Below are 19,689 nucleotides of genomic sequence, written 5' to 3'. Positions count from 1 at the left end.
TTAAATACCAAATTTGATAGTATTAAGAAAGGTATAGATGAGATTTTATATATTCTTAATACTGCTAAAGGTATAGGTGCATTTATTAAAGTATTTGGTGGCTTAGTCACTGCTGGAGGTGCTATAATATACTTTTTTCAAAATGTTAAAGGATGGTTGAAACAATGATATCGTCTTTTATAACTGGTGGAATATTCAGATTTTTACTTCGTTTTATCCCTTCTACTTTTGAGAAAATAGTAGATGTTGTATTTGAACATCTTATGCAAAGACGTTCAATAGAATATGATAAGATGAAATTAGAAATGGCTAAATTGAACAATTCAACTCAGTTAGATCTAGAAGAGATTAAATACGGGATTGAAGAGTTAAAGGCTGATCAACCTATTAAATTAGCTCGTGTAAAAGCTCAACAAGCCAAAAGTGGTATTAAGTGGATAGATGGAGTTAATGCTTTAATACGACCATTTACAACTGTTTTTTGGATTATTGTTTATCCGTTATTAGTTTGGTGGCATGTGAAAGAGGGCATATTTGATAAAAGCCCCCTTTCAATATTGAGCTCTTTTGAACAAGAGATTATCGCTTGTATACTAGGTTTCTGGTATACAGATAAAATAGTTCAGAAGAGACGGTGTTAGCTTCTTCTGCCCAGCATGTCTATTACATATAATACTCCTATTATAGATACTGTAATAATAACCGTAGTAATAACAGTACGAACGCCGCTCGGCGTTATCCACGATACCCAACAAAGCCTAGGAAGCAATCCAAGAGCAGCACCTGTCAATATGTTACATTTGGGTTTGTTGCTCACCCCCCAAATCCAAACAATATGACGCCAAGAGTAAGAGGTACTATATCATCTTTCTTCGCATCATAATCCTCCTCTGGCATACCTACACACAAACTACTTAAAAAGGATAATATTATTCCATATATTATTGCTATCCTGTCATGCATGCTTTTTCGCTATCCCCCCCCTAACACAAAACTAAAAAGGATTAATATTTTTGCGGGGGGCTTCTCCAATAGTCTTTGACACACGTTCCGTTGCGTTTACAGTAACCTTTTACATGAATACTCTTACTCTTATAAGAACGAGTTTTGTAGTAGTTGGGTTTACGTGCAAGAGCAGGATTTATCGCTAATCCAAGAAAAACAAATAATAATCCTAAAGTAGAAATGCGTTTCATATTTACCTTCCATTGTACAAAAAAAATGCAACATTAAGTTGTCGGTATCATGTATGATTCACTTATCTGAGTAAAGGAACCGAGGGAATTTAATTTTTAATTGATTAAAAATAGTGGGTCGGTCGCACCTATTAAAAGGTGAGGCCTAATTATATAAAAAATCGTGTAAAATCAAGTAGTTATGAATTTGATTACACCCCCTCTCTGTCCGCCAGTTTGTACTAGATTAATATGTTTATTTTGGTAAAATCAAATGTAATTTGTTTTTTAAAATAAGATCAAATACATTTGTTATAATTTTTATATTCCTATTCCAGTTCACATAACATTTTATTTATCAACACCAGAAGTAATACCAATTATAAATATAATCCTATTATTTTATTTGGGAATAATTTATTGGGAAATATCTTCTATAAGGAAAGTAGTTAAAGAATACGAAGGATAAATAAAATCTTATTAATCATAGATTTGGAATATATTATAAAAAAAACGTTTTATTTTTTTTCATTTCGAATAGTTTTAGATAACGTTTAATTTCATTGATATTCCCTGTTGTTTTATCTGGATCATCTGATAATTTGACGACATGTTTGTTATTTGCCCTAATTACTTTGCATACAATTTGTAATTTTCCTGTTTGTGAATGTTTATGAGGTATGCAGCCATCAAAATCATTTGTTAGATTTGTTCCCCATCCAAAAATCATTTGCACTCGGTTTTCGAAGTGTTTATAAATATTAATGATTGAATTAACATCAAGACTATCAGAGAAAACCAATAGTTTGTTTTTTGGATTACAACGCATCTTTTCCCACCAATTAATAATTTTTTCTCCTCCTTCAATGGGAGATGCACTATCATGACGAAAACCTTTCCACTTTGCTATCCAAGAAGGAGCATTGGCCAAAAAAAAATCAGTTCCGAAAGAATCTGATAATGCTATAAGTAGATTATCATCATATAAAGTATTCCATTTTTTCATCATTTGATAAGGGGCATTCTGGATATCTATATCTGTTGATGCTATCGCTGCAGATACCATAGGCAGTTCATGCGCACTAGTTCCGATTGCATTAATTTTATAATTCATTGCAAGCATAGCATTAGAAGTTCCAAGGAATGAATCTTTGAGGCCTTCTTGTAAAGCTTCTATGCACCATTTTTGCCATATTAGAGAATGTCGACGACGAGTTCCAAAATCAGCTATCTTTAATCCAAAGCAATCTTTTAATTTTACAATCTTAGAACAGAGTTTTTTTTTCGCTTGGGAGTACATCAAATCTATAGAAGAAGGACTTATTGAGTTAATATTTGCACGAGAATAAAGTGTGCTTATTATAATTAAAGAGGGAATTTCCCATAAGGTTACATCTTTCCATAATCCATGGAATTTAAGAATATATTGTCCTTGTTTATGCGAAAGATCATATTCTGGAAGTTGAAAATTAGAAAGCCATTCTAGAAATTTTGATTCAAAAATATGTTTTTTCCCATAAAAAACATTATCAGTAAGCCATTTTCTCTCTTTTTTTGTTATACGTAAAGATCGGGCATGATCTAGTTGAGTACGCAACTCATATTCATCTATTTTATCTGATAAGTAAAACTTTTTTTGGCGATTAATTAACGAAAAAGTCACCTTAATATTTGGGTAGAACTTCCAAATTAATTGTAACATTAGCAATTTATAAAAATCTGTATCTAGTAAGCTATTAATTATAGGATCAGATATAGCAAAATACTCAGGTTTTTTTTTAAAGAAGATATCTTCTTTCATGGGAGATCACTCTTATTATTAAATAGTTTGTAATATGGTATATTGTTATCGTATCGTGAATCAATTATACTAGATTGCTTAAAGTGTATCACTAAATAATGATAACATTATTATTTTATGATATTACGGATTAAGATAAACTGTTTTTTTTAAATCAATTTGTTGTTTTCATAAAGCATGTTGCTTCATTGGTTTGTATTTTCAACCAAGATCTATAATTATTTGACTATTATTGTGTTGTTAAAATATGATTTCATTATCATCTATAATAAATTGATGAATTGTTTGGATGTCATTAGGGAAATTTTGGTGTTGTAATGGATATTACTGTTGAGCGTGCTGATATACTTGAAACTTTGGGTCATGCTTGTAGGATTATTGAGCGTAAGAATACTATACCCGTATCTTGTCATGTTTCTCTAAAGGGAGATGATAATTTTTTGAAAATGAAAGCAAGTGGCCCTGAAATTGAAATTACAGCAGCAATGCCTGCTAGCATTCATGTCTCTGGTTTTACTACCGTATCTGCTCATCTTTTATATGATATAGTGCGCAAGCTACCAGATGGTTCGCAAATTTCTTTTTCTAATAGTAATAAAAATGAAATGCAGTTGTTAGTCAGATCTGGAAATTCAGAATTTTATTTACAATCTTTTTCAGAATCAGAATTTCCAAGTCAAAAAGAAGAAGATTATGTGTATTCCTTTGAGCTTGAATCTGCTGTTTTAAAAAACCTTATAGAGCGTACGCACTTTGCTATGGCTACTGAAGAAATAAGGTACTACTTAAATGGTATTTTTTTTCATATTAATGAGGAAGATTTAACGTTATGTGCTGTGGCAACAGACGGGCATCGTTTGGCGGTATCTAAGGTTGCTGTTGCAGATCAGATTGCTAAGATGCCAAGTATTATTGTGCCTCGTAAAGCTGTATGTGAGATTCAAAGAATTATTTCTTCTAAAAACTTGACTGTAAAAATCGGCATTTCTGAATCAAGAATTAATTTGGAAATAGGTTCTATTTCAATGGATATAAGGCTTATAGACGGAGAATTCCCTGATTATCAGAATGTAATTCCTTATAATAATAGTAAAGAATTGCGGGTTAATTGTATTAACCTTAGAAATGCTGTCGATCGAGTTTCAACAATATCTTCTATTCGGAGTCAATCAGTAAAATTATCTTTATCTTCTGATAAACTATGTATGACAGTTGATAATCCTGATATGGGAAAAGCAATAGAAAATATGGATGTAAATTATAATAATTGTCCTATGGATATTTGTTTTAATTATAAATATTTATTGGAAATTATTGACAATATTTCAGATGAAGAAGTAGTGTTTCAGCTGGATGGCTCTAATTCTTCTGCTTTTATTAAAGGGATAAATGAGATGAATGCATTTTATGTTTTGATGCCAATGAGGATATAATGATTATATTAAAATCTAAATTTGATGTTAAAAACTATAATTGAAGAGGGATAAAATAATCAATTTTTTTAATAGGTTTTTAAGTGAATGGATGTTGAATTGAATATGGATTGTTCTGAAATTAAGAATCGTCTTATAGTGGGTCTTGATCTGCCAACAGTAAAAGAAGCAGAAAGGATTGTATCAGTTTTAAGTGACACCGTTTCCTTTTATAAAATAGGTTACCATCTGTCGTTTGTAGGAGGATTAGAATTAGCTCGTGATTTGATATCAGATGGAAAAAATGTATTCTTGGACATGAAACTATTTGATATAGAAAGTTCTGTAGTCGCAGCTATTGAGCATATAGCAAACATGGGAATTGTAATGTTAACGGTACACGCATATCCTCAAACTATGCGTGCAGCTGTAGATGTTGCTCGTGATAGAGGTATTTGCTTGCTTGCAGTTACTGTATTGACATCAATGGATGATTTTGATCTTAGAGAATCTGGTTATAAAAATAATATTTCTACAATGGTTAAAATGCGTGCAATCCAGGCAAGTAAGATAGGAATGGGAGGGATAGTATGTTCTCCTCAAGAAGCACGTATGGTAAGAGAAGTAGTAGGCAATAATATGGTAATTGTTACTCCTGGAATTAGGATGCTAAGTAGTGAAATACATGGCCAGAAAAGATTTGCGACTCCAGAAAAAGCCTTTGAATATGGAGCTAACCATATAGTTGTTTCTCGTCCTATTGTAAATGCTTTAGATCCATTACTTGCGGCTAAAGAATTTCATCGTGCTATTTCAATGGTATCGTGATACAGCGAGTAATATTTTTATTTGCAAAAATAGTATTATAATTTATAATTGGACGTGTGTTTGGTTTTTTACAATATGGTGGGTTTATTTCTTTTCTTACGTTTATGATAAGATCTTCTAGTAATGTGAGAAATTTAACATTGTTGCTTGTTTTCGATGCAAGGATTTTATTTTTTAGGAGGACGAAATGTCTGATATTCGTAATTATCAAAGAGTTGTGAACTCTAGGAGTGGATTTGATTCCACAATTGATGAAGGTTTGCGTGCATATATGATTAAGGTTTATAACCTTATGGCATTTGGGCTTATCATAACTGGTGTTACGTCATTTTTAGTCAGTAGTCTTGCGACTACTTCAGATGTATATTCTGCATCTCTTGTTGTGAGAAATGGTGTTGTTTTGACAGAATTTGGAAAGCTTATATATACATCTCCTTTATCTTGGATAATAATGTTTTCTCCTTTTGCTGTAGTCATCTTTATGAGTGTTCGTCTTCATTCTTTAAGTACGTCTAAAGCTAGAATGTTATTCTTCTTGTATTCTGTGCTAATTGGATTATCTCTTTCTGCTATATTTTTGGTTTATACTAATAAAAGTATTTTACAAACTTTCTTTATTACTGCAGCTTCTTTTGGTTCTTTATCTTTGTATGGTTATACAACAAACAGGGATTTAAATCCTATTGGATCTTTTTTCCTTATGGGATTAGCGGGAATAATATTAGTCTCTTTAGTGAATATATTTGTACGTTCTTCTGCAGTTGAATTGGCTTTAAGTACTATGGGTATATTGATTTTTGCTGGTCTTACGGCATACGATACTCAAAAAATTAAGGAATCATATTCAGGCAATTATGGTTCCTCTTATATGGATCGTCAATCTATAATGGGTGCTTTAATGCTCTATATGGATTTTATTAATATTTTTATGTATCTTCTTAGATTTGTGGGGAATAGAAGAGATTAAATTAAATAAATAAGTCCCTTTTGCGTTTAAAAGCGGCCTCTAAATCGTAGGTCGCTTTTTTATTATCTTTAACAATAAATAAATTTCTTATAAGGTTAAATAAAATTTAATGATGTTATGATTGAACAAATATACATAATAAGTTTGATTGTTTGTTTTGTGTATTCATTATATAAAAATTATTTTTTTTCATATTTTACGTTCTTGCTATGTATTTTGTTATAAAGGTGTGAATAGATGTCTCAATCCTTAAACAGTTTTAATTGTCGTTCTACGCTGTCAGTTGGAGGAATTGACTATGTTTATTATAGCTTGCCAAAAGCTGAAGCTAATGGATTACAAGGGATATCTCGCCTTCCGTGTTCAATGAAGATTTTGCTTGAAAATTTATTAAGATTTGAAGATGGGAACACTATTACTAAAGAAAATATTTATTCATTTGTAAAATGGTTAGACAATAAGGGAACAATTGAGAATGAGATTTCTTATCGTTTTGCTCGTGTATTAATGCAGGATTTTACAGGTGTGCCTGCTGTAGTTGATTTAGCTGCTATGCGTGATGCTATTAGTATTTTAGATGGAGATCCCCAAAATATTAATCCTCTTGTTCCTGTTGATCTTGTTATAGATCACTCTCTTATAGTGGATCATGCTGGGAATAAGAATGCAATAAAACTTAATAAAGATTTGGAATATCATCGCAACGAAGAGCGTTATCGTTTCTTAAAATGGGGGCAAAAATCTTTTAAGAATTTTCGAGTTGTTCCTCCTGGAACAGGTATTTGTCATCAGATAAACCTTGAATATCTTGGTCAATCAGTTTGGGTTGAAAAAGAAAATGGAGAGAATATAGCTTATCCTGATACTTGTGTTGGTACTGATAGTCATACTACGATGATTAATGCTTTAGGTGTTTTAGGTTGGGGTATAGGAGGTATTGAAGCTGAAGCTACAATGCTAGGATGTCCTATCTCGATGTTACTCCCAGAAGTCGTTGGTTTTGAGGTAACTGGTAATCTTAAAGAAGGGGTGACCGCAACTGATCTTGTATTGACTATTGTCCAAATATTACGCAAAGAAGGAGTTGTATCAAAGTTTGTTGAGTTCTTTGGTTCTGGATTTGAAAATATGGTGCTTGCAGATCGTGCCACTATAGCAAATATGGCACCAGAATATGGTGCTACATGTGGTTTTTTCCCTGTTGATAGAAGAACTATTGATTATTTAAGATTATCTGGACGTTCTGAAAGTCGTGTTGCTCTTGTAGAGGCTTATACTAAAATCCAAGGCATTTGGCGTGAAGAAATAGATTATGAAACAATTATATTTACAAAGAAGATAAAATTAGATCTTGGAGATGTTTCTCCTTCTGTTGCAGGTCCTAGGCGTCCAGAATCTCGTATTGCTCTTGGAGACGTTCCTTCTAACTTTTTAAGTTCGATGGATCAATATTATAAAAGATATGATACATTAGAAGAAAAATATCCTGTTAGTGGATGTAATTTTTATTTAAAACATGGAGATATAGCAATCGCTTCTATAACTTCTTGTACGAATACTTTTAATCCATCTGTTATGATAGGAGCGGGTTTGTTGGCTAGAAATGCAGTTCTTGCAGGTTTGAGATCTAAGCCATGGGTTAAAACCTCTTGTGCTCCAGGATCGCAAGTTTCTTATGAATATCTTTTACAGTCGGGACTTACAAAATATTTAGATGAATTAGGATTTAATCTTATCGGTTTTGGATGTACAACTTGCATTGGAAATTCTGGATTATTAAGGAAAGAAATTTCCGAAGTGATTAATAAGAAAAAATTAGTAGTAGCTGGAGTATTGTCTGGAAACCGTAATTTTGAAGGTCGTATTTCTCCAGATATAGAGGCTAATTATCTTTTATCACCTCCTTTGGTAATTGCTTATGCTCTTGCAGGAAATATTAGGAAAAATCTCACAAAGGATCCTATAGGAAAAAATCAACAAGGGAAGCCAGTATATTTAAAAGATATTTGGCCAACAGATAAAGAAATTCAAAGTTTTGTTGATAAGTATGTGACGTGTGATTTATTTAAGAAAAAATATTCTGATGTATTTAAGGGTGATAGTAATTGGTGGAATATTAAAGTACCAGAAAGGGAAACTTATACTTGGGATGAAAAATCAACTTACGTTCGTAATCCTCCTTATTTTGAAAATATTAGAGATAATATAAAAGAAATCCCAGATATTTGTAAAGCACGCATTTTATGTTTGCTGGGAGATAAAATCACTACTGATCATATTTCTCCTGCTGGATCGATTCCTTTAAATTCTTCTGCTGCAAACTATTTGCGTCAACAAGGTGTTAAAGAAAATGATTTTAACCAGTTTGGTACTCGGCGAGGCAACCATGAAGTTATGATGCGAGGTACTTTTGCTAACATACGAATTCGCAACTATATGCTCGGACAAGAAGGGAAACAAGGCGGTTATACAATCCATTATCCTTCTAAAGAAGAGTTGTTTATTTACGATGCTGCTATGAGATATAAGGCAGAGCAAGTTCCTTTAGTTGTGTTTGCTGGTGTTGAATATGGGAATGGTTCTTCAAGGGACTGGGCTGCTAAAGGTACAAAATTATTAGGTGTACAGGCTGTTATTGCAGAATCTTTTGAACGTATACATAGATCAAATTTGATAGGAATGGGAGTCATTCCGTTTGCCTTTGAAAAAGGTTATTCTTGGAAAAATTTGAATATTAAAGGCGATGAAATCATCAATATTAGAGGATTAAAAACAATTTCTCCTCGACAAGAGTTCGCTTTAGAAATTTATTATTCTGATGGTATCTATAAGAGTATTCCAATTTTTTGCTGTATTGATACTCTTGATGAGATTAGTTATCTTAAAAATGGTGGTATTTTACAGACGGTTTTAAGACAGATTTCTTAATTAAGACAATTTCTTGTAAATATATTCCTAATACTTCTGTATCTGTTCAAGACAGTTATATAATGATTACACTTATATTGTGATGATAATATAGACATATATCGATATAAATATATGTATTTTCAATGAAATTTATATACGTTAATATCTTTTACAAGGATTAAATAGTTATTTCTCGGGATATATTTTTTAGTAGACACTTGTTGTAAAAATAATTTAAATCATAATAAAAAGTAAATTAAATACATTGTTTAGACACTTTTCTTATCAAAAAAGATATTGAATTATTATAATAGAAAAATACTAAGAATCCAATTCTAGAAGTTCATGAACAGATGTAGCTAGTTGTTTTAGCGAAAATGGTTTTGATAAAAACCCAAATTTAGCATCTTTAGGTAAATTTTTAGAGAATGCATCTTCTGCATATCCTGAAATAAAGATAAATTTTAAATCAGGATATTTTTTCCTCAACTCGCGAAGTAGTGTTGGTCCATCCATTTCAGGCATTACTACATCAGAAACAACAATATCTACTTTACCTTGTAATTTTTCCATAATCTTCATAGCATCTGTTCCAGAACATGCTTCGTGAACTGTATAGCCACGTGTTTCAAGCATTCTTTTACTTCCACGTCGGACAGAATCTTCATCTTCTACAAGCAACACTACAGCTGAGTTTCCTGTAAGATCGGCAGGTTTTTCACGCGGTTTAATAGATATATTTTGTGAACGATCTGATTCTTTGATATCCTCTGTATTAATATGACGCGGTAAAAATATACGAAATATACTTCCTTTTCCTACCTCAGATTCTGGCAATATATATCCACCAGATTGTCGTATTATTCCATAAACCACTGAAAGTCCTAATCCTGTTCCTTTTCCGACTTCTTTGGTAGTAAAAAATGGCTCAAATATTTTTTCCACAATATCAGGTGACATTCCTATTCCTGTATCTTCTACTTCTATTAGAACCATATCTTTGATAGGAAGATCTGAATAATTAAATTTATGTATTTCTGTCGCTGGTACATTGCGAGTACGTATGGTCAATGATCCGCCTTCTTTTAGCATTATGGCATGATGAGCATTTACACATAGATTGACTATTACTTGTTCAAATTGAGATAAATCTGTTTTAACATCCCATAAATCACGTTCATAATCCACAGTTAGTTTTACTTGTGGAGGCTCGGAAATCAATTTTTGAATCATCATGCGTAAATTGCCTATTACCTCGGAGAGGTTTAGTACTGTAAGGCACATAGTTTGTTTTCTAGAAAATGCAAGAAGTTTCCTTACTAAGATTGCTGCACGATTGGCATTATGCTTTATCTCCATAAGATCAGCAAAACTAGCATCTGAGGAGCGTGATTGTAATAATAAATGGTCAGAAGACAGAAGAATTGCGGTGAGCACATTGTTAAAGTCATGTGCTATTCCCCCAGCAAGTGTGCCAACAGCATTTAATTTTTGAGTTTGCGCCATGCGAGCTTCTAGGGCTTTTTGTTCTGTTATTTCAACAGTATACAAAATAGCTTGTTCCTCAGGAGCCTCTTTGCTAGGATCAAGTGTGGCGTTTATATAAAAACGAAAGTGGCGATTTTCATCTTTGGGATGAGGAGAATCAATAGGAGGAATATCACTTTTTTGATCGTTTGCATCATCAAGAGCTGATATAATCTTGAGTTTTTCGTTTTTATGAACGATCGAGAATATGTCGTTAGATGTGCCGTCACCTTTTATAGCATTAGGAAAAATCTTCAGAAAATACGCGTTAGTACGCAAAATTCTTCCTTTTCTGTCAATAGAAGCAATAGCCATAGGTATATTATTGAAAAAGCGGTTAAAACGCATATTTGCTATCGTTTCAGATGAATCTTTGGGATCACAGTTTTTACGAGATACAACAACAGTACGGCTCTCTCCAGGATTATCGTCATAGGAAGCTAAAATATGGTGCACAAGCTTTACGGGGATTCCATGTCCATTATCTATCCTTCGTAGATCTAGATCTATTGTAACAGTTTTTTGATGGTTAAGTTCTGTTCTAACTGCTTGAATAAGAGCTATGCCTTCTCCTGCTATAATATCTCCTATAGATATTGATCTTGGAGTAAATGTAGTAAGATCAATACCAATCCATTCTGCAAGGGTAGCATTAATATACAAAAGTTTTCCTTGATGATCAGCGGACATAAATCCGACAGGAGAATGATCAAGATAATCTATAGCATTTTGTAATTCTCGAAAAAACTTTTCTTGATCCTTCCGTTCAGAAGTAATATCAGTGATACGCCATGCATATAAAAGCTTTTCTTTATTTGATGAAAATGATAAGATTCGTGCTTTAAGACGATACCAATGAGGTTTAGACTCTTGAGAATTGTTGTTTAAAGGTTGCATCAAACGAAATTCTTCACTTCCCTCTTTTTTCAAGTGCAATCTATTGATAAGACGATAAAGTGCTTCGCTAGCTTCTTGATTGTGGGATAGAATACTTTCTAATGATTTAATTCTTTTATTCCAAACAACATTAGTAAGATTATGATATGCATCATTTGCATATATTACATATCCACGTTCATTCGTAATAAGTATTCCTTCGGGTTCGCTATCCATAAAGACAGTTTCAATAGGAATATTAGGTTTTATTGTCATATCGATAGTGCTAACTACTAGGAGTAATAATAATATTATTCCAACTAAAACAAGAAGAACAAGTAATCCAAAAACTATATTATTATCTAGAGAATTCCTAAAAACAATAAATATTGTAGATAGAATAAATAAAACAAACCCTAAAAATACTATAGGTATGTTTATGATTGAATAGCTTATATAATTTGTAAAAGGAAATTCAGTATCGAATTGTCGAACTTTGCTACTCATATAATCAGCCTGATAATTTTTTCATTATATTATAAAAGATCATATTTACTATCTTTGGAATCAAGATTTACAAAGACCCTTTTGATATTCATAAATTATACTTATAAGTAATACAAATTATTCATTGTAATTATTTAAGATTTAATCATAGATAATGATCTAATCATGTCTCTATCTTGTATCACATACGTATAAATCTTTTATACTTTGTTCAAAAAATATTCAATCAAAAGATATATAGTTTATCACGAAAAACTTCAGATTGTCCTAGGGATTCGTTTATTAATATTTTTTTGAATCTGACAATGAACTATTTAGTGCTATTTTAAATAGAAAGAATATTAACAATTATACATAAAATATAAAAAATAATTTATTTTATAATGCAAGTGTTTTTTTATGAAAATTATTGTATTAAGTTATTTGATGGTCTGAGTATTATTGTCTTGAGATGTAAAAAGGTAATAAAATATTTTTACTAACTGAAGATTAATAAGCCATATTTAACAATTAAATATGGCTTATATGTTCTATTTTAAATAAAATTGACGTTCTAGTTTTGTTTCATACTCTGTAGATAATATCCCTGATATTTTAAGTCCATATTCTTTAAAGGGCTTATGTAATGTTTCAGATATATTTTCCAATTTAGCGGTATGCGTAGCAACGAAACTAATTTCTCCATTTTTTAAAACTTTAGCTGAAAAACTACTAATTCCATCCTTTGATGCATAGTTCAAGAATTTAGGCATTGCCATAGATAATTCGACCATGGATTCAGCGAAAATAGATTGATTGGCATAAGCGCTGATAAGTTTAAGTTGTTTAAGTTGTTTTCCAGGAAATAGATCAAAAATTTTCTGTATTGCTTGTTTTGAAGCATCTCTTGGAATTTTTTGCCCGTTGAAAGTATATGAAGCACGGTTGATATCAAGTAAGAACTGTTTATCTATAGATTTGCCACCTAACATTTGGAAATTTTTGAATAAAGATTGATCAGATAATTGAACAGTTTTAAATTCACCAGCCAATTTATCAAAAGAAACCCATTTGTCTTGTAAGGTAATTTTTTTATCAATCTCTTTTGCATATCTTATCATTTTCTTTACAAATGACTTTTCTTTCAATACGCTTGCAACTTTTTTTCCCTCTTTATAAACAGATTCTAACGCAGGATCTGATTTTTCTAACATTTTATCAACAGTTTTTTGTATAACTTTTTCATTAACTTTTGTAACTTGACCGTTAACGGTTTGGAAAAATTTCTTTTCTTTTTCAATAATGTTTTTTTCTAATAAGTTTCCTTCACTAGCGGCTATATTTGGAGAATATGTTGATGTTATATCTTCAATAGTACTTTTAGAAATACTGCTGGTTTCTTCGACAAATTTTTCATCTTTTATTAACATAGTAGCTGATGCTTCTAAAGTATTAGCTTCACTTTTTATGATATTAGAGCTTGATGATAAGATATGGGCAACTTTAGATCCTTCTTTTGTTATAATAGCTGCCTCTTTAGCGGCAACAATGCTAGCTTCTCCTATTTTAGCAGCGGCGTTTCCTCCACGAACTAAGCCCATTGCTACCTTTGAGCCATATCCTACAAATGGTAACAACATTGCTACATCGGTCACAAGGCTTAATGCACCCCATCCATAATTTCCTTTTTTAAATTCTCGGTAGGTTCCATAAATTGGAATCATGCTTATTGCCGTTTCTTTTGTACATTCTAATGCTTTGTCAAAAAAAGATTTTGATTGAGTAGGGGCGTTATTTACGGGGTTTATTTCTTTAACCGCTGCTCTCTTTTGTATATCCTTTTTAATGTTCCCCTCGTTTTTAACAAATGATAGTTTATTATTGTTATTAATTTCTGAAATAATCATATTGATAATTCCTTTAAATATAAAATAATATTTTGAAATAAATTACATTTAAATATTACTGAAAAGTATAACTTATTTTATAATTATTACTTATTGGCTGTATATAAAGGAGTGAAATTATAAAAAATATATTTTTTTAAAAAGTTCATTCCTTTATTCTATTTAATAGTATAATGATTTACATCATCAATTTACGTTGTATGAGAAAGCAAGTACAGCAGGCTTGTCTTTGTAAATAAATCCATCTGCTCTAATCATATAATTATTATACTCACCCTTAACGCTTGAGTTTTTAACCACAATATCTCCTATATCTTTCATAGAAAAAGCTATTTTGTTATCATTTATAACATTGAAGGAATAGTGATACTTTGGATTAGCTAATTGGTAAGATTCTGCGTGTTTAAGATTGAAAAAATTTTTTGTAAACGGCTTTTTAAATATATTTTCATGTGCAAATGAAGAAATAAGTTGTACTGTCTTAAAATTTTCAGGAAACATTTTATTGAGTGCTTTTAACATATTTTCTGAATTACCAGTAGCAATTTTTTGCCCGTTTACCGTGAAGGTAGTTGCTTTACTTGCATCTTTAAAGTTTTTATAAACTTTACCTTCACCTAGAAGTCTAAAGTCATAGTAGTGACTTGTTCCTACTTTTTTAAGTTCATTGTTTTTATTTAATGATACAAGTTCAAATGTTTTTTTTGATTTGGAAATAAGTCCTGTTAATGATTTTTGCGAATGTTCTATATTTTCCATACCGTTCGCTAGTATGTTATTAAAAATTTTCCCCCCTGCTTCTTCTGTATTTCTAGCACTGTTAGCTGCTATATTTGGAGAAGATACTAATTTTGCATTTTCAGTATTTCTGAGAGAAACCTGGAAGGTTTCTTCTAAAGTTTTTTTATCTGGTAATACATGAAATGATGTTTCTATAACAGTAGATTGATTTTTAATAGCAGAAGCACTGCCTTCTATTGTATGGACAATGTTAGATCCTTCTTTTGTTATAATAGCTGCCTCTTTAGCGGCAACAATGCTAGCTTCTCCTATTTTAGCAGCGGCGTTTCCTCCACGAACTAAGCCCATTGCTATCTTTGAGCCATATCCTACGAATGGTAATAACATTGCTACATCGGTTACAAGGCTTAATGCGCCCCATCCATAATTTCCTTTTTTAAATTCTCGGATGGTTCCATACACTGGAATCATGCTTATTGCCGTTTCTTTTGTACCTTCTAATGCTTTTTCAAAAAAAGATTTTGATTGAGTAGGGGCGTTATTTACGGTATTGATATCTGTAACCGCTTCTCTCTTTTGTATATCATTTTTAATATTCCCCTCTTTTTTAATAAATGATAGTTTATTATTGTTATTAATTTCTGAAATAATCATAGTAATAATTCCTTTAAATATAAAATAATATTTTGAAATAAATTATAACTATATTGTATTCATATTTTATAATAAGTATATCTTATTTTATATTTATGGTTTAACAATTATATATAAAGTGTTTACTTTTTATAAAGATAAATTAATACTTGTTTTAAATATAAGGTAAAATAATAATTTATAATTATAATAAATATTATCATAAAAAATTATATGAATATCTAAATTATACTATTTGTTTTTTAAAATATATGTTTTATTTACATTATTGTTTCACTAGAATGCGAAACAAAGTACAGAAATATTTTACGTTTTAATATATCGGAATATATTTATTTTCAGCTAAATCATGCAGTATTAATTGCTGTTATAAACATAAAATAAAAATGTTTTTTCCATTAGTAAAAACATGTAATAATTATCAAATGTTTTTCCTTTTAGGATATCCTAATTCATGTAATGCAATCGCATCACGGGAAGATACGTCTGGATATGCTGGGTCGGATCCTACATCTTTAGTAATACGCCATGATCGAGCACATTTCTTCCCTTCTGCTTTTGAGCATTTTACACTAATATTAGGAATATCAGGAAGGCGAAATGCATCCGTAGGGCCTTCGTTATTAATGATTGTTACATCTGAAGTTATACAGATTTCGGCAATATTTTGTCCTTCAATATTTGATATAAGTGATGAATCTGTGATGTATATAGTGGGAGCGGTTTCCAAAGACGAACCAACATGTTTTAATTTTCGTTCTACTTCTAAAGCGCTTGTGACTACTTTGCGTAATTGAAGTATTTTTTCCCATTGTTTATAAAGTTGAATATCGTGCCATTCAGTCGGGATTATGGGAAACTGTTCAAGATGTACTGATATAGCATTTGAATCTAAGGAAAGCCATGCTTCTTCAGCTGTAAACGGCAGTATAGGCGCGATCCAAATTATCAATAATCTACATATTTTTTTTATTACTGCAATGCTTGAAAGACGTCTCAGGCTAGAAGGGCAATCGCAATAAAGAGAGTCTTTTCTGATATCAAAATAAAAAGCAGAAAGTTCTAAATTAGCAAAATTTGTAATATGACGAACGACTGCCTTAAAATTAAATGCATCATAGGATTCTCGTATTGATTTATCAATTTCGGTTATACGATGAAGCATAAACCGTTCAAGTGAGGGCATGTCATTAATAGACGGCTCATTTCTTGTATCGTGCTCAAGAATTCCTAACATCCAACGAATTGTATTGCGTAGTTTTCGATATGCGTCGATATTGGTTTGAAGTATGTTTTTCCCGAGACGTTGATCATCATGGTAATCAGAATTGACTACCCAAAATCTTAATATATCGGCACCGTATTCTGAAATTATTTCCTTGGGGAATATTACATTTCCTTTGGATTTCGACATCTTTTCGCCATTTTCATCGACAGCAAAACCATGGGTTATGAGAGACGTAAAAGGCGTAGATCCACGTGTCGCACAGCTCTCCAATAATGAGTGCTGAAACCATCCGCGGTGTTGATCTGATCCTTCTAAATACACGTCTGCTGGCCAGGATAATGTTGGTTTTTTTTCAATAACCATGGTATGTGTGCAAGCAGAATCAAACCATACATCTAATATGTCTTTTGACTGTATCCAAGGTTCATTAGCTCTCTTTCCAAGGAAGAAGTCACGCATATTTTTATCAAACCATGCATCTGATCCCTTGTTTTGAAAAGTTTTTATAATACGCTCATTGACTGCTTTATCTATAAGTATTTCACCTTTCTTATTGTAAAATAAACAGATAGGTACTCCCCAGCTTCTCTGGCGTGATAGGAGCCAATCAGGGCGTTGCTCAATCATAGATTGCAGGCGTTTTTTGCCTGATGATGGATAAAATCTTATTTTTTCTATTTCTGCAAGTGCACGAGATCGTAATGTATTTCCATCTTCAAGAGTTTTATCCATGTGAATAAACCATTGGGATGTAGTTATGAAAATTATAGGTTTCTTTGATCTCCAAGAATGGGGGTATGCATGTCTTATGATACTACGATTTAAGAGCATATTAGCATTAATTAAGGAAGAAATAATAGCCTCATTAGCATCTCCCTTTTCTCCCAAATCATCTAAGACGCGTACTTTCGTAAATCCTGGAGCTTCTTTGGTATAGAATCCCTTTTCATTTACAGTGCAGGGAACTCTTGTATCTATAGAGCAATCTTGAAGTATTTTTTTTGCTGCATTCCATGCGGAAAAATCTTCTATTCCATGACCAGGTGCTACGTGAACAAATCCTGTTCCGCAATTATTCGCTACGTATTCAGCATCAATTAAGGGTACGGGAAAATTATAACCAAGTTTTTCTAAAGGATGTGAACAAATTATTTGAGATAGATCTTCAGCTTTTACGTCGCAAATTAATTCAATGCTTATATTAATTTGACTTGCTATGTTATGCGCAAGATTATTAGAAATCACCATTTTCTTTTTTGTATCGAAATTATGTTTCTCGGAAAAAGAGGTTACTTTATATAGGCCATATTGATGGTTTGACGAAAATGCGATAGCTCTATTACCTGGGATTGTCCAAGGTGTAGTTGTCCATATTAAAACTTGTGCATCACTTAAATAATCCGCAGATAATTTTATAGGAAATCCTAATATTATTGAATCACTATCAACATCATGATATTCAATTTCAGCCTCTGCTAATGTGGTACGTTCTGCTATTGACCACATAATAGGCTTGATGCCACGATATATTTGATTAGATTCTGCAATTTTTAAAAGCTCCGATGCTATTTGAGCCTCAGATTCTGTTGTCATGGTAGTATAAGGATTTCTAAAATCTCCTATAACTCCAAGTCTTTCAAATTCCTTTGATTGAACTTCAACCCAATTACTAGCAGAATCACGACATGCTTGGCGGAATACATTAACAGGAATTTCGTCTTTGCTTTTGCCGTTTTTTATGTATTCATTTTCTACTTTCCATTCAATGGGAAGGCCATGGCAATCCCATCCTGGGACGAAACAAGCATTAAAATTTCTCATTTGAAACGAGCGAATTACCACATCTTTTAATACCTTATTTAATGCATGTCCTATGTGAGTATGTCCATTAGCATAAGGAGGTCCATCGTGTAATGTAAAATTTCTGCGTTTTACTGAGCTCTTACGTAGTTTGTCAAATAACTTAATATTTTGCCAATAAGCAATTAATTCTAATTCTTTTTGCGGTAATTTCCCCCTCATGGGGAAATTAGTTTTAGGTAAGTACAACGTGCTGGAGTAATTGTTCTTAGATTCAGCATTCATTATTTTTTTACCTCTTTTTATTAAGTATTAAATGAACATAAAACCATCACTAAACTATATATAGTTTCGAATATCTTTATAATTTTGTGGATTAATAATCTAGAGTGCTTTATTATCGATTCTTAAATGTAATTTATAATACATACAACATGTAATTGGTTATTGGCTTGACCACAGTATCCTAGCGATCCATTCTATATCAGACATTTCGATTGTATCTACGGGATAACAACAGTTTAGAGACATAAGATCTATTGATCTCCCTCTCCTATTTATTAATACCTTAGCCGATATATCACCGGAACGGGGTTTTATCAATATCCTATCACCACAATTTACCTGTATAGCAGCATTCAAAATTAATATATCTCCTTTCCTGTACAAAGGTAACACTAGTATCTTGTATTTGAATCGCATATATCCCGCTATGTGGGGATTTGATTTCAGGAATTCCCACGGTATTCCATTTGTTTCCAGTAGGAAATCCTCCGCTATCAAAAAAACCACTAGATCCACTTGGTGGAAAATTTAAGAGAGGAATTTCCTTTTCTTGTTTTTCAATATTTTCTCCATTACAAAATGGTATATCAAGAAATTGGTAAATTGTTTCATTCGTTGCTTCAAGTATCTTAAAAATTGATTCTGTCGAAGGCCATCGATTACGTCCTTCTATGCTTAATCTTTTAGATTTATTAAAGGAAGTAGGATCTAGTCCTGCTTTTCTAGCGAGACCTGAGGGAGTCAGATGATGGCGTTTTGCCGTCCTATCTATTGCTTCCCATATCTTTTCGTGTGAAAATGTATTCATATTTATAAGGCTCTGTTTTCCCTTATGACATTACTAGAGATATAAATTAATTTCATTTAATAAAATATCATTACAGAACAAGAGGAGCATTAAAAATTTTTTCCACTATGATGGAACTCGTCTTGACTTCTTGACTGGGAATAATCTTATTATCTGCTGTTTACAACAGCATACTGCAATTACTCTTAATGAGAAAAAACTGATTTGCATTGTGCTTTCGTAGAAATAGTAAAACTCAAAAGATATAAATATACAAACATTGTATTCAATAATCCTAAATATAG

General features: G+C 31.8%; 13 protein-coding genes and 1 pseudogene. 5 read left to right on the top strand and 9 right to left on the bottom strand.

Features of this window, described 5'->3' with window-relative positions; genetic code table 11:
* Window positions 1–164 precede the first annotated feature (164 nt).
* The gene (locus tag GY664_RS00895; protein ID WP_333947579.1) at window positions 165–641 is read left to right on the top strand and encodes a hypothetical protein; all 477 of its coding nucleotides are present in this window, start codon (window positions 165–167) and stop codon (window positions 639–641) included.
* On the opposite strand, the gene GY664_RS00890 is transcribed toward GY664_RS00895, so the two are convergent.
* From GY664_RS00890 to pncB, 4 genes are all read right to left on the bottom strand, one after another.
* Window positions 638–817: a hypothetical protein gene (locus GY664_RS00890; protein WP_333947578.1), complete on the bottom strand. Its 180-nt coding sequence runs from the start codon at window positions 815–817 to the stop codon at window positions 638–640. The two genes, GY664_RS00895 and GY664_RS00890, sit on opposite strands and share 4 nt — an antisense overlap.
* Window positions 814–963, bottom strand: coding sequence for a hypothetical protein (locus tag GY664_RS00885; protein ID WP_333947577.1), 150 nt, complete (start codon window positions 961–963; stop codon window positions 814–816). The genes GY664_RS00890 and GY664_RS00885 overlap by 4 nt, the downstream gene beginning before the upstream one ends.
* A 41-nt stretch (window positions 964–1,004) precedes the next feature.
* Complete coding sequence (locus GY664_RS00880) at window positions 1,005–1,196, bottom strand: hypothetical protein (protein ID WP_333947576.1); 192 nt, start codon at window positions 1,194–1,196, stop codon at window positions 1,005–1,007.
* A 481-nt stretch (window positions 1,197–1,677) separates the two neighbouring features.
* Entirely contained in the window at window positions 1,678–2,976 is a 1,299-nt protein-coding gene (gene pncB / locus GY664_RS00875; protein ID WP_333947575.1) for a nicotinate phosphoribosyltransferase, read from the bottom strand.
* Between the two features lie 317 nt (window positions 2,977–3,293).
* On the opposite strand from pncB, the gene dnaN reads away from it, so the two are divergent.
* From dnaN to acnA, 4 genes are all read left to right on the top strand, one after another.
* A complete protein-coding gene (gene dnaN / locus GY664_RS00870; protein WP_333947574.1) occupies window positions 3,294–4,409 on the top strand; it encodes a DNA polymerase III subunit beta in 1,116 nt (371 codons plus the stop codon).
* An 87-nt stretch (window positions 4,410–4,496) separates the two neighbouring features.
* On the top strand, window positions 4,497–5,216 hold the full coding sequence (gene pyrF / locus GY664_RS00865) for an orotidine-5'-phosphate decarboxylase (RefSeq protein WP_333947573.1): 720 nt from the start codon (window positions 4,497–4,499) through the stop codon (window positions 5,214–5,216).
* Window positions 5,217–5,403: 187 nt separating this feature from the next.
* Window positions 5,404–6,183, top strand: a complete 780-nt coding sequence (locus GY664_RS00860) for a Bax inhibitor-1/YccA family protein (protein ID WP_333947572.1) — start codon at window positions 5,404–5,406, stop codon at window positions 6,181–6,183.
* A gap of 237 nt (window positions 6,184–6,420) precedes the next feature.
* Window positions 6,421–9,111 carry an aconitate hydratase AcnA gene (gene acnA / locus GY664_RS00855; RefSeq protein ID WP_333947571.1) on the top strand — a complete coding sequence of 897 codons (2,691 nt, stop codon included), beginning with the start codon at window positions 6,421–6,423 and terminating at the stop codon, window positions 9,109–9,111.
* 303 nt (window positions 9,112–9,414) lie between these two features.
* Here acnA and cckA read toward each other — a convergent pair whose 3' ends face one another.
* From cckA to GY664_RS00830, 5 genes and pseudogenes are all read right to left on the bottom strand, one after another.
* Window positions 9,415–12,003 (bottom strand): cell cycle histidine kinase CckA, encoded by a 2,589-nt coding sequence (cckA, locus tag GY664_RS00850; protein WP_333947570.1) that lies wholly within the window; start codon window positions 12,001–12,003, stop codon window positions 9,415–9,417.
* Between the two features lie 530 nt (window positions 12,004–12,533).
* Window positions 12,534–13,889, bottom strand: coding sequence for a hypothetical protein (locus tag GY664_RS00845; protein ID WP_333947569.1), 1,356 nt, complete (start codon window positions 13,887–13,889; stop codon window positions 12,534–12,536).
* A 186-nt stretch (window positions 13,890–14,075) separates the two neighbouring features.
* Window positions 14,076–15,284 (bottom strand): hypothetical protein, encoded by a 1,209-nt coding sequence (locus GY664_RS00840; protein WP_333947568.1) that lies wholly within the window; start codon window positions 15,282–15,284, stop codon window positions 14,076–14,078.
* A gap of 421 nt (window positions 15,285–15,705) precedes the next feature.
* Window positions 15,706–18,597 carry an isoleucine--tRNA ligase gene (ileS, locus tag GY664_RS00835; RefSeq protein WP_333947567.1) on the bottom strand — a complete coding sequence of 964 codons (2,892 nt, stop codon included), beginning with the start codon at window positions 18,595–18,597 and terminating at the stop codon, window positions 15,706–15,708.
* Window positions 18,598–18,756: 159 nt separating this feature from the next.
* Window positions 18,757–19,405, bottom strand: a pseudogene (locus GY664_RS00830) (S24 family peptidase).
* Window positions 19,406–19,689: the final 284 nt, after the last annotated feature.

Source organism: Candidatus Liberibacter brunswickensis, assembly GCF_036858155.1.
Lineage (GTDB): Bacteria > Pseudomonadota > Alphaproteobacteria > Rhizobiales > Rhizobiaceae > Liberibacter > Liberibacter brunswickensis.
This window is presented reverse-complemented; position numbering and strand designations above follow the sequence as displayed.

Bases quoted from the DNA above. Each gene is read 5' to 3' on its own strand.
- GY664_RS00895 (WP_333947579.1), top strand. From the start codon at position 165: ATGATATCGTCTTTTATAACTGGTGGAATATTCAGATTTTTACTTCGT.
- GY664_RS00880 (WP_333947576.1), bottom strand. From the start codon at position 1,196: ATGAAACGCATTTCTACTTTAGGATTATTATTTGTTTTTCTTGGATTA.
- GY664_RS00845 (WP_333947569.1), bottom strand. From the start codon at position 13,889: ATGATTATTTCAGAAATTAATAACAATAATAAACTATCATTTGTTAAA.
- cckA (WP_333947570.1), bottom strand. From the start codon at position 12,003: ATGAGTAGCAAAGTTCGACAATTCGATACTGAATTTCCTTTTACAAAT.
- GY664_RS00885 (WP_333947577.1), bottom strand. From the start codon at position 963: ATGCATGACAGGATAGCAATAATATATGGAATAATATTATCCTTTTTA.
- ileS (WP_333947567.1), bottom strand. From the start codon at position 18,597: ATGAATGCTGAATCTAAGAACAATTACTCCAGCACGTTGTACTTACCT.
- dnaN (WP_333947574.1), top strand. From the start codon at position 3,294: ATGGATATTACTGTTGAGCGTGCTGATATACTTGAAACTTTGGGTCAT.
- pyrF (WP_333947573.1), top strand. From the start codon at position 4,497: ATGGATGTTGAATTGAATATGGATTGTTCTGAAATTAAGAATCGTCTT.
- pncB (WP_333947575.1), bottom strand. From the start codon at position 2,976: ATGAAAGAAGATATCTTCTTTAAAAAAAAACCTGAGTATTTTGCTATA.
- GY664_RS00860 (WP_333947572.1), top strand. From the start codon at position 5,404: ATGTCTGATATTCGTAATTATCAAAGAGTTGTGAACTCTAGGAGTGGA.
- acnA (WP_333947571.1), top strand. From the start codon at position 6,421: ATGTCTCAATCCTTAAACAGTTTTAATTGTCGTTCTACGCTGTCAGTT.
- GY664_RS00840 (WP_333947568.1), bottom strand. From the start codon at position 15,284: ATGATTATTTCAGAAATTAATAACAATAATAAACTATCATTTATTAAA.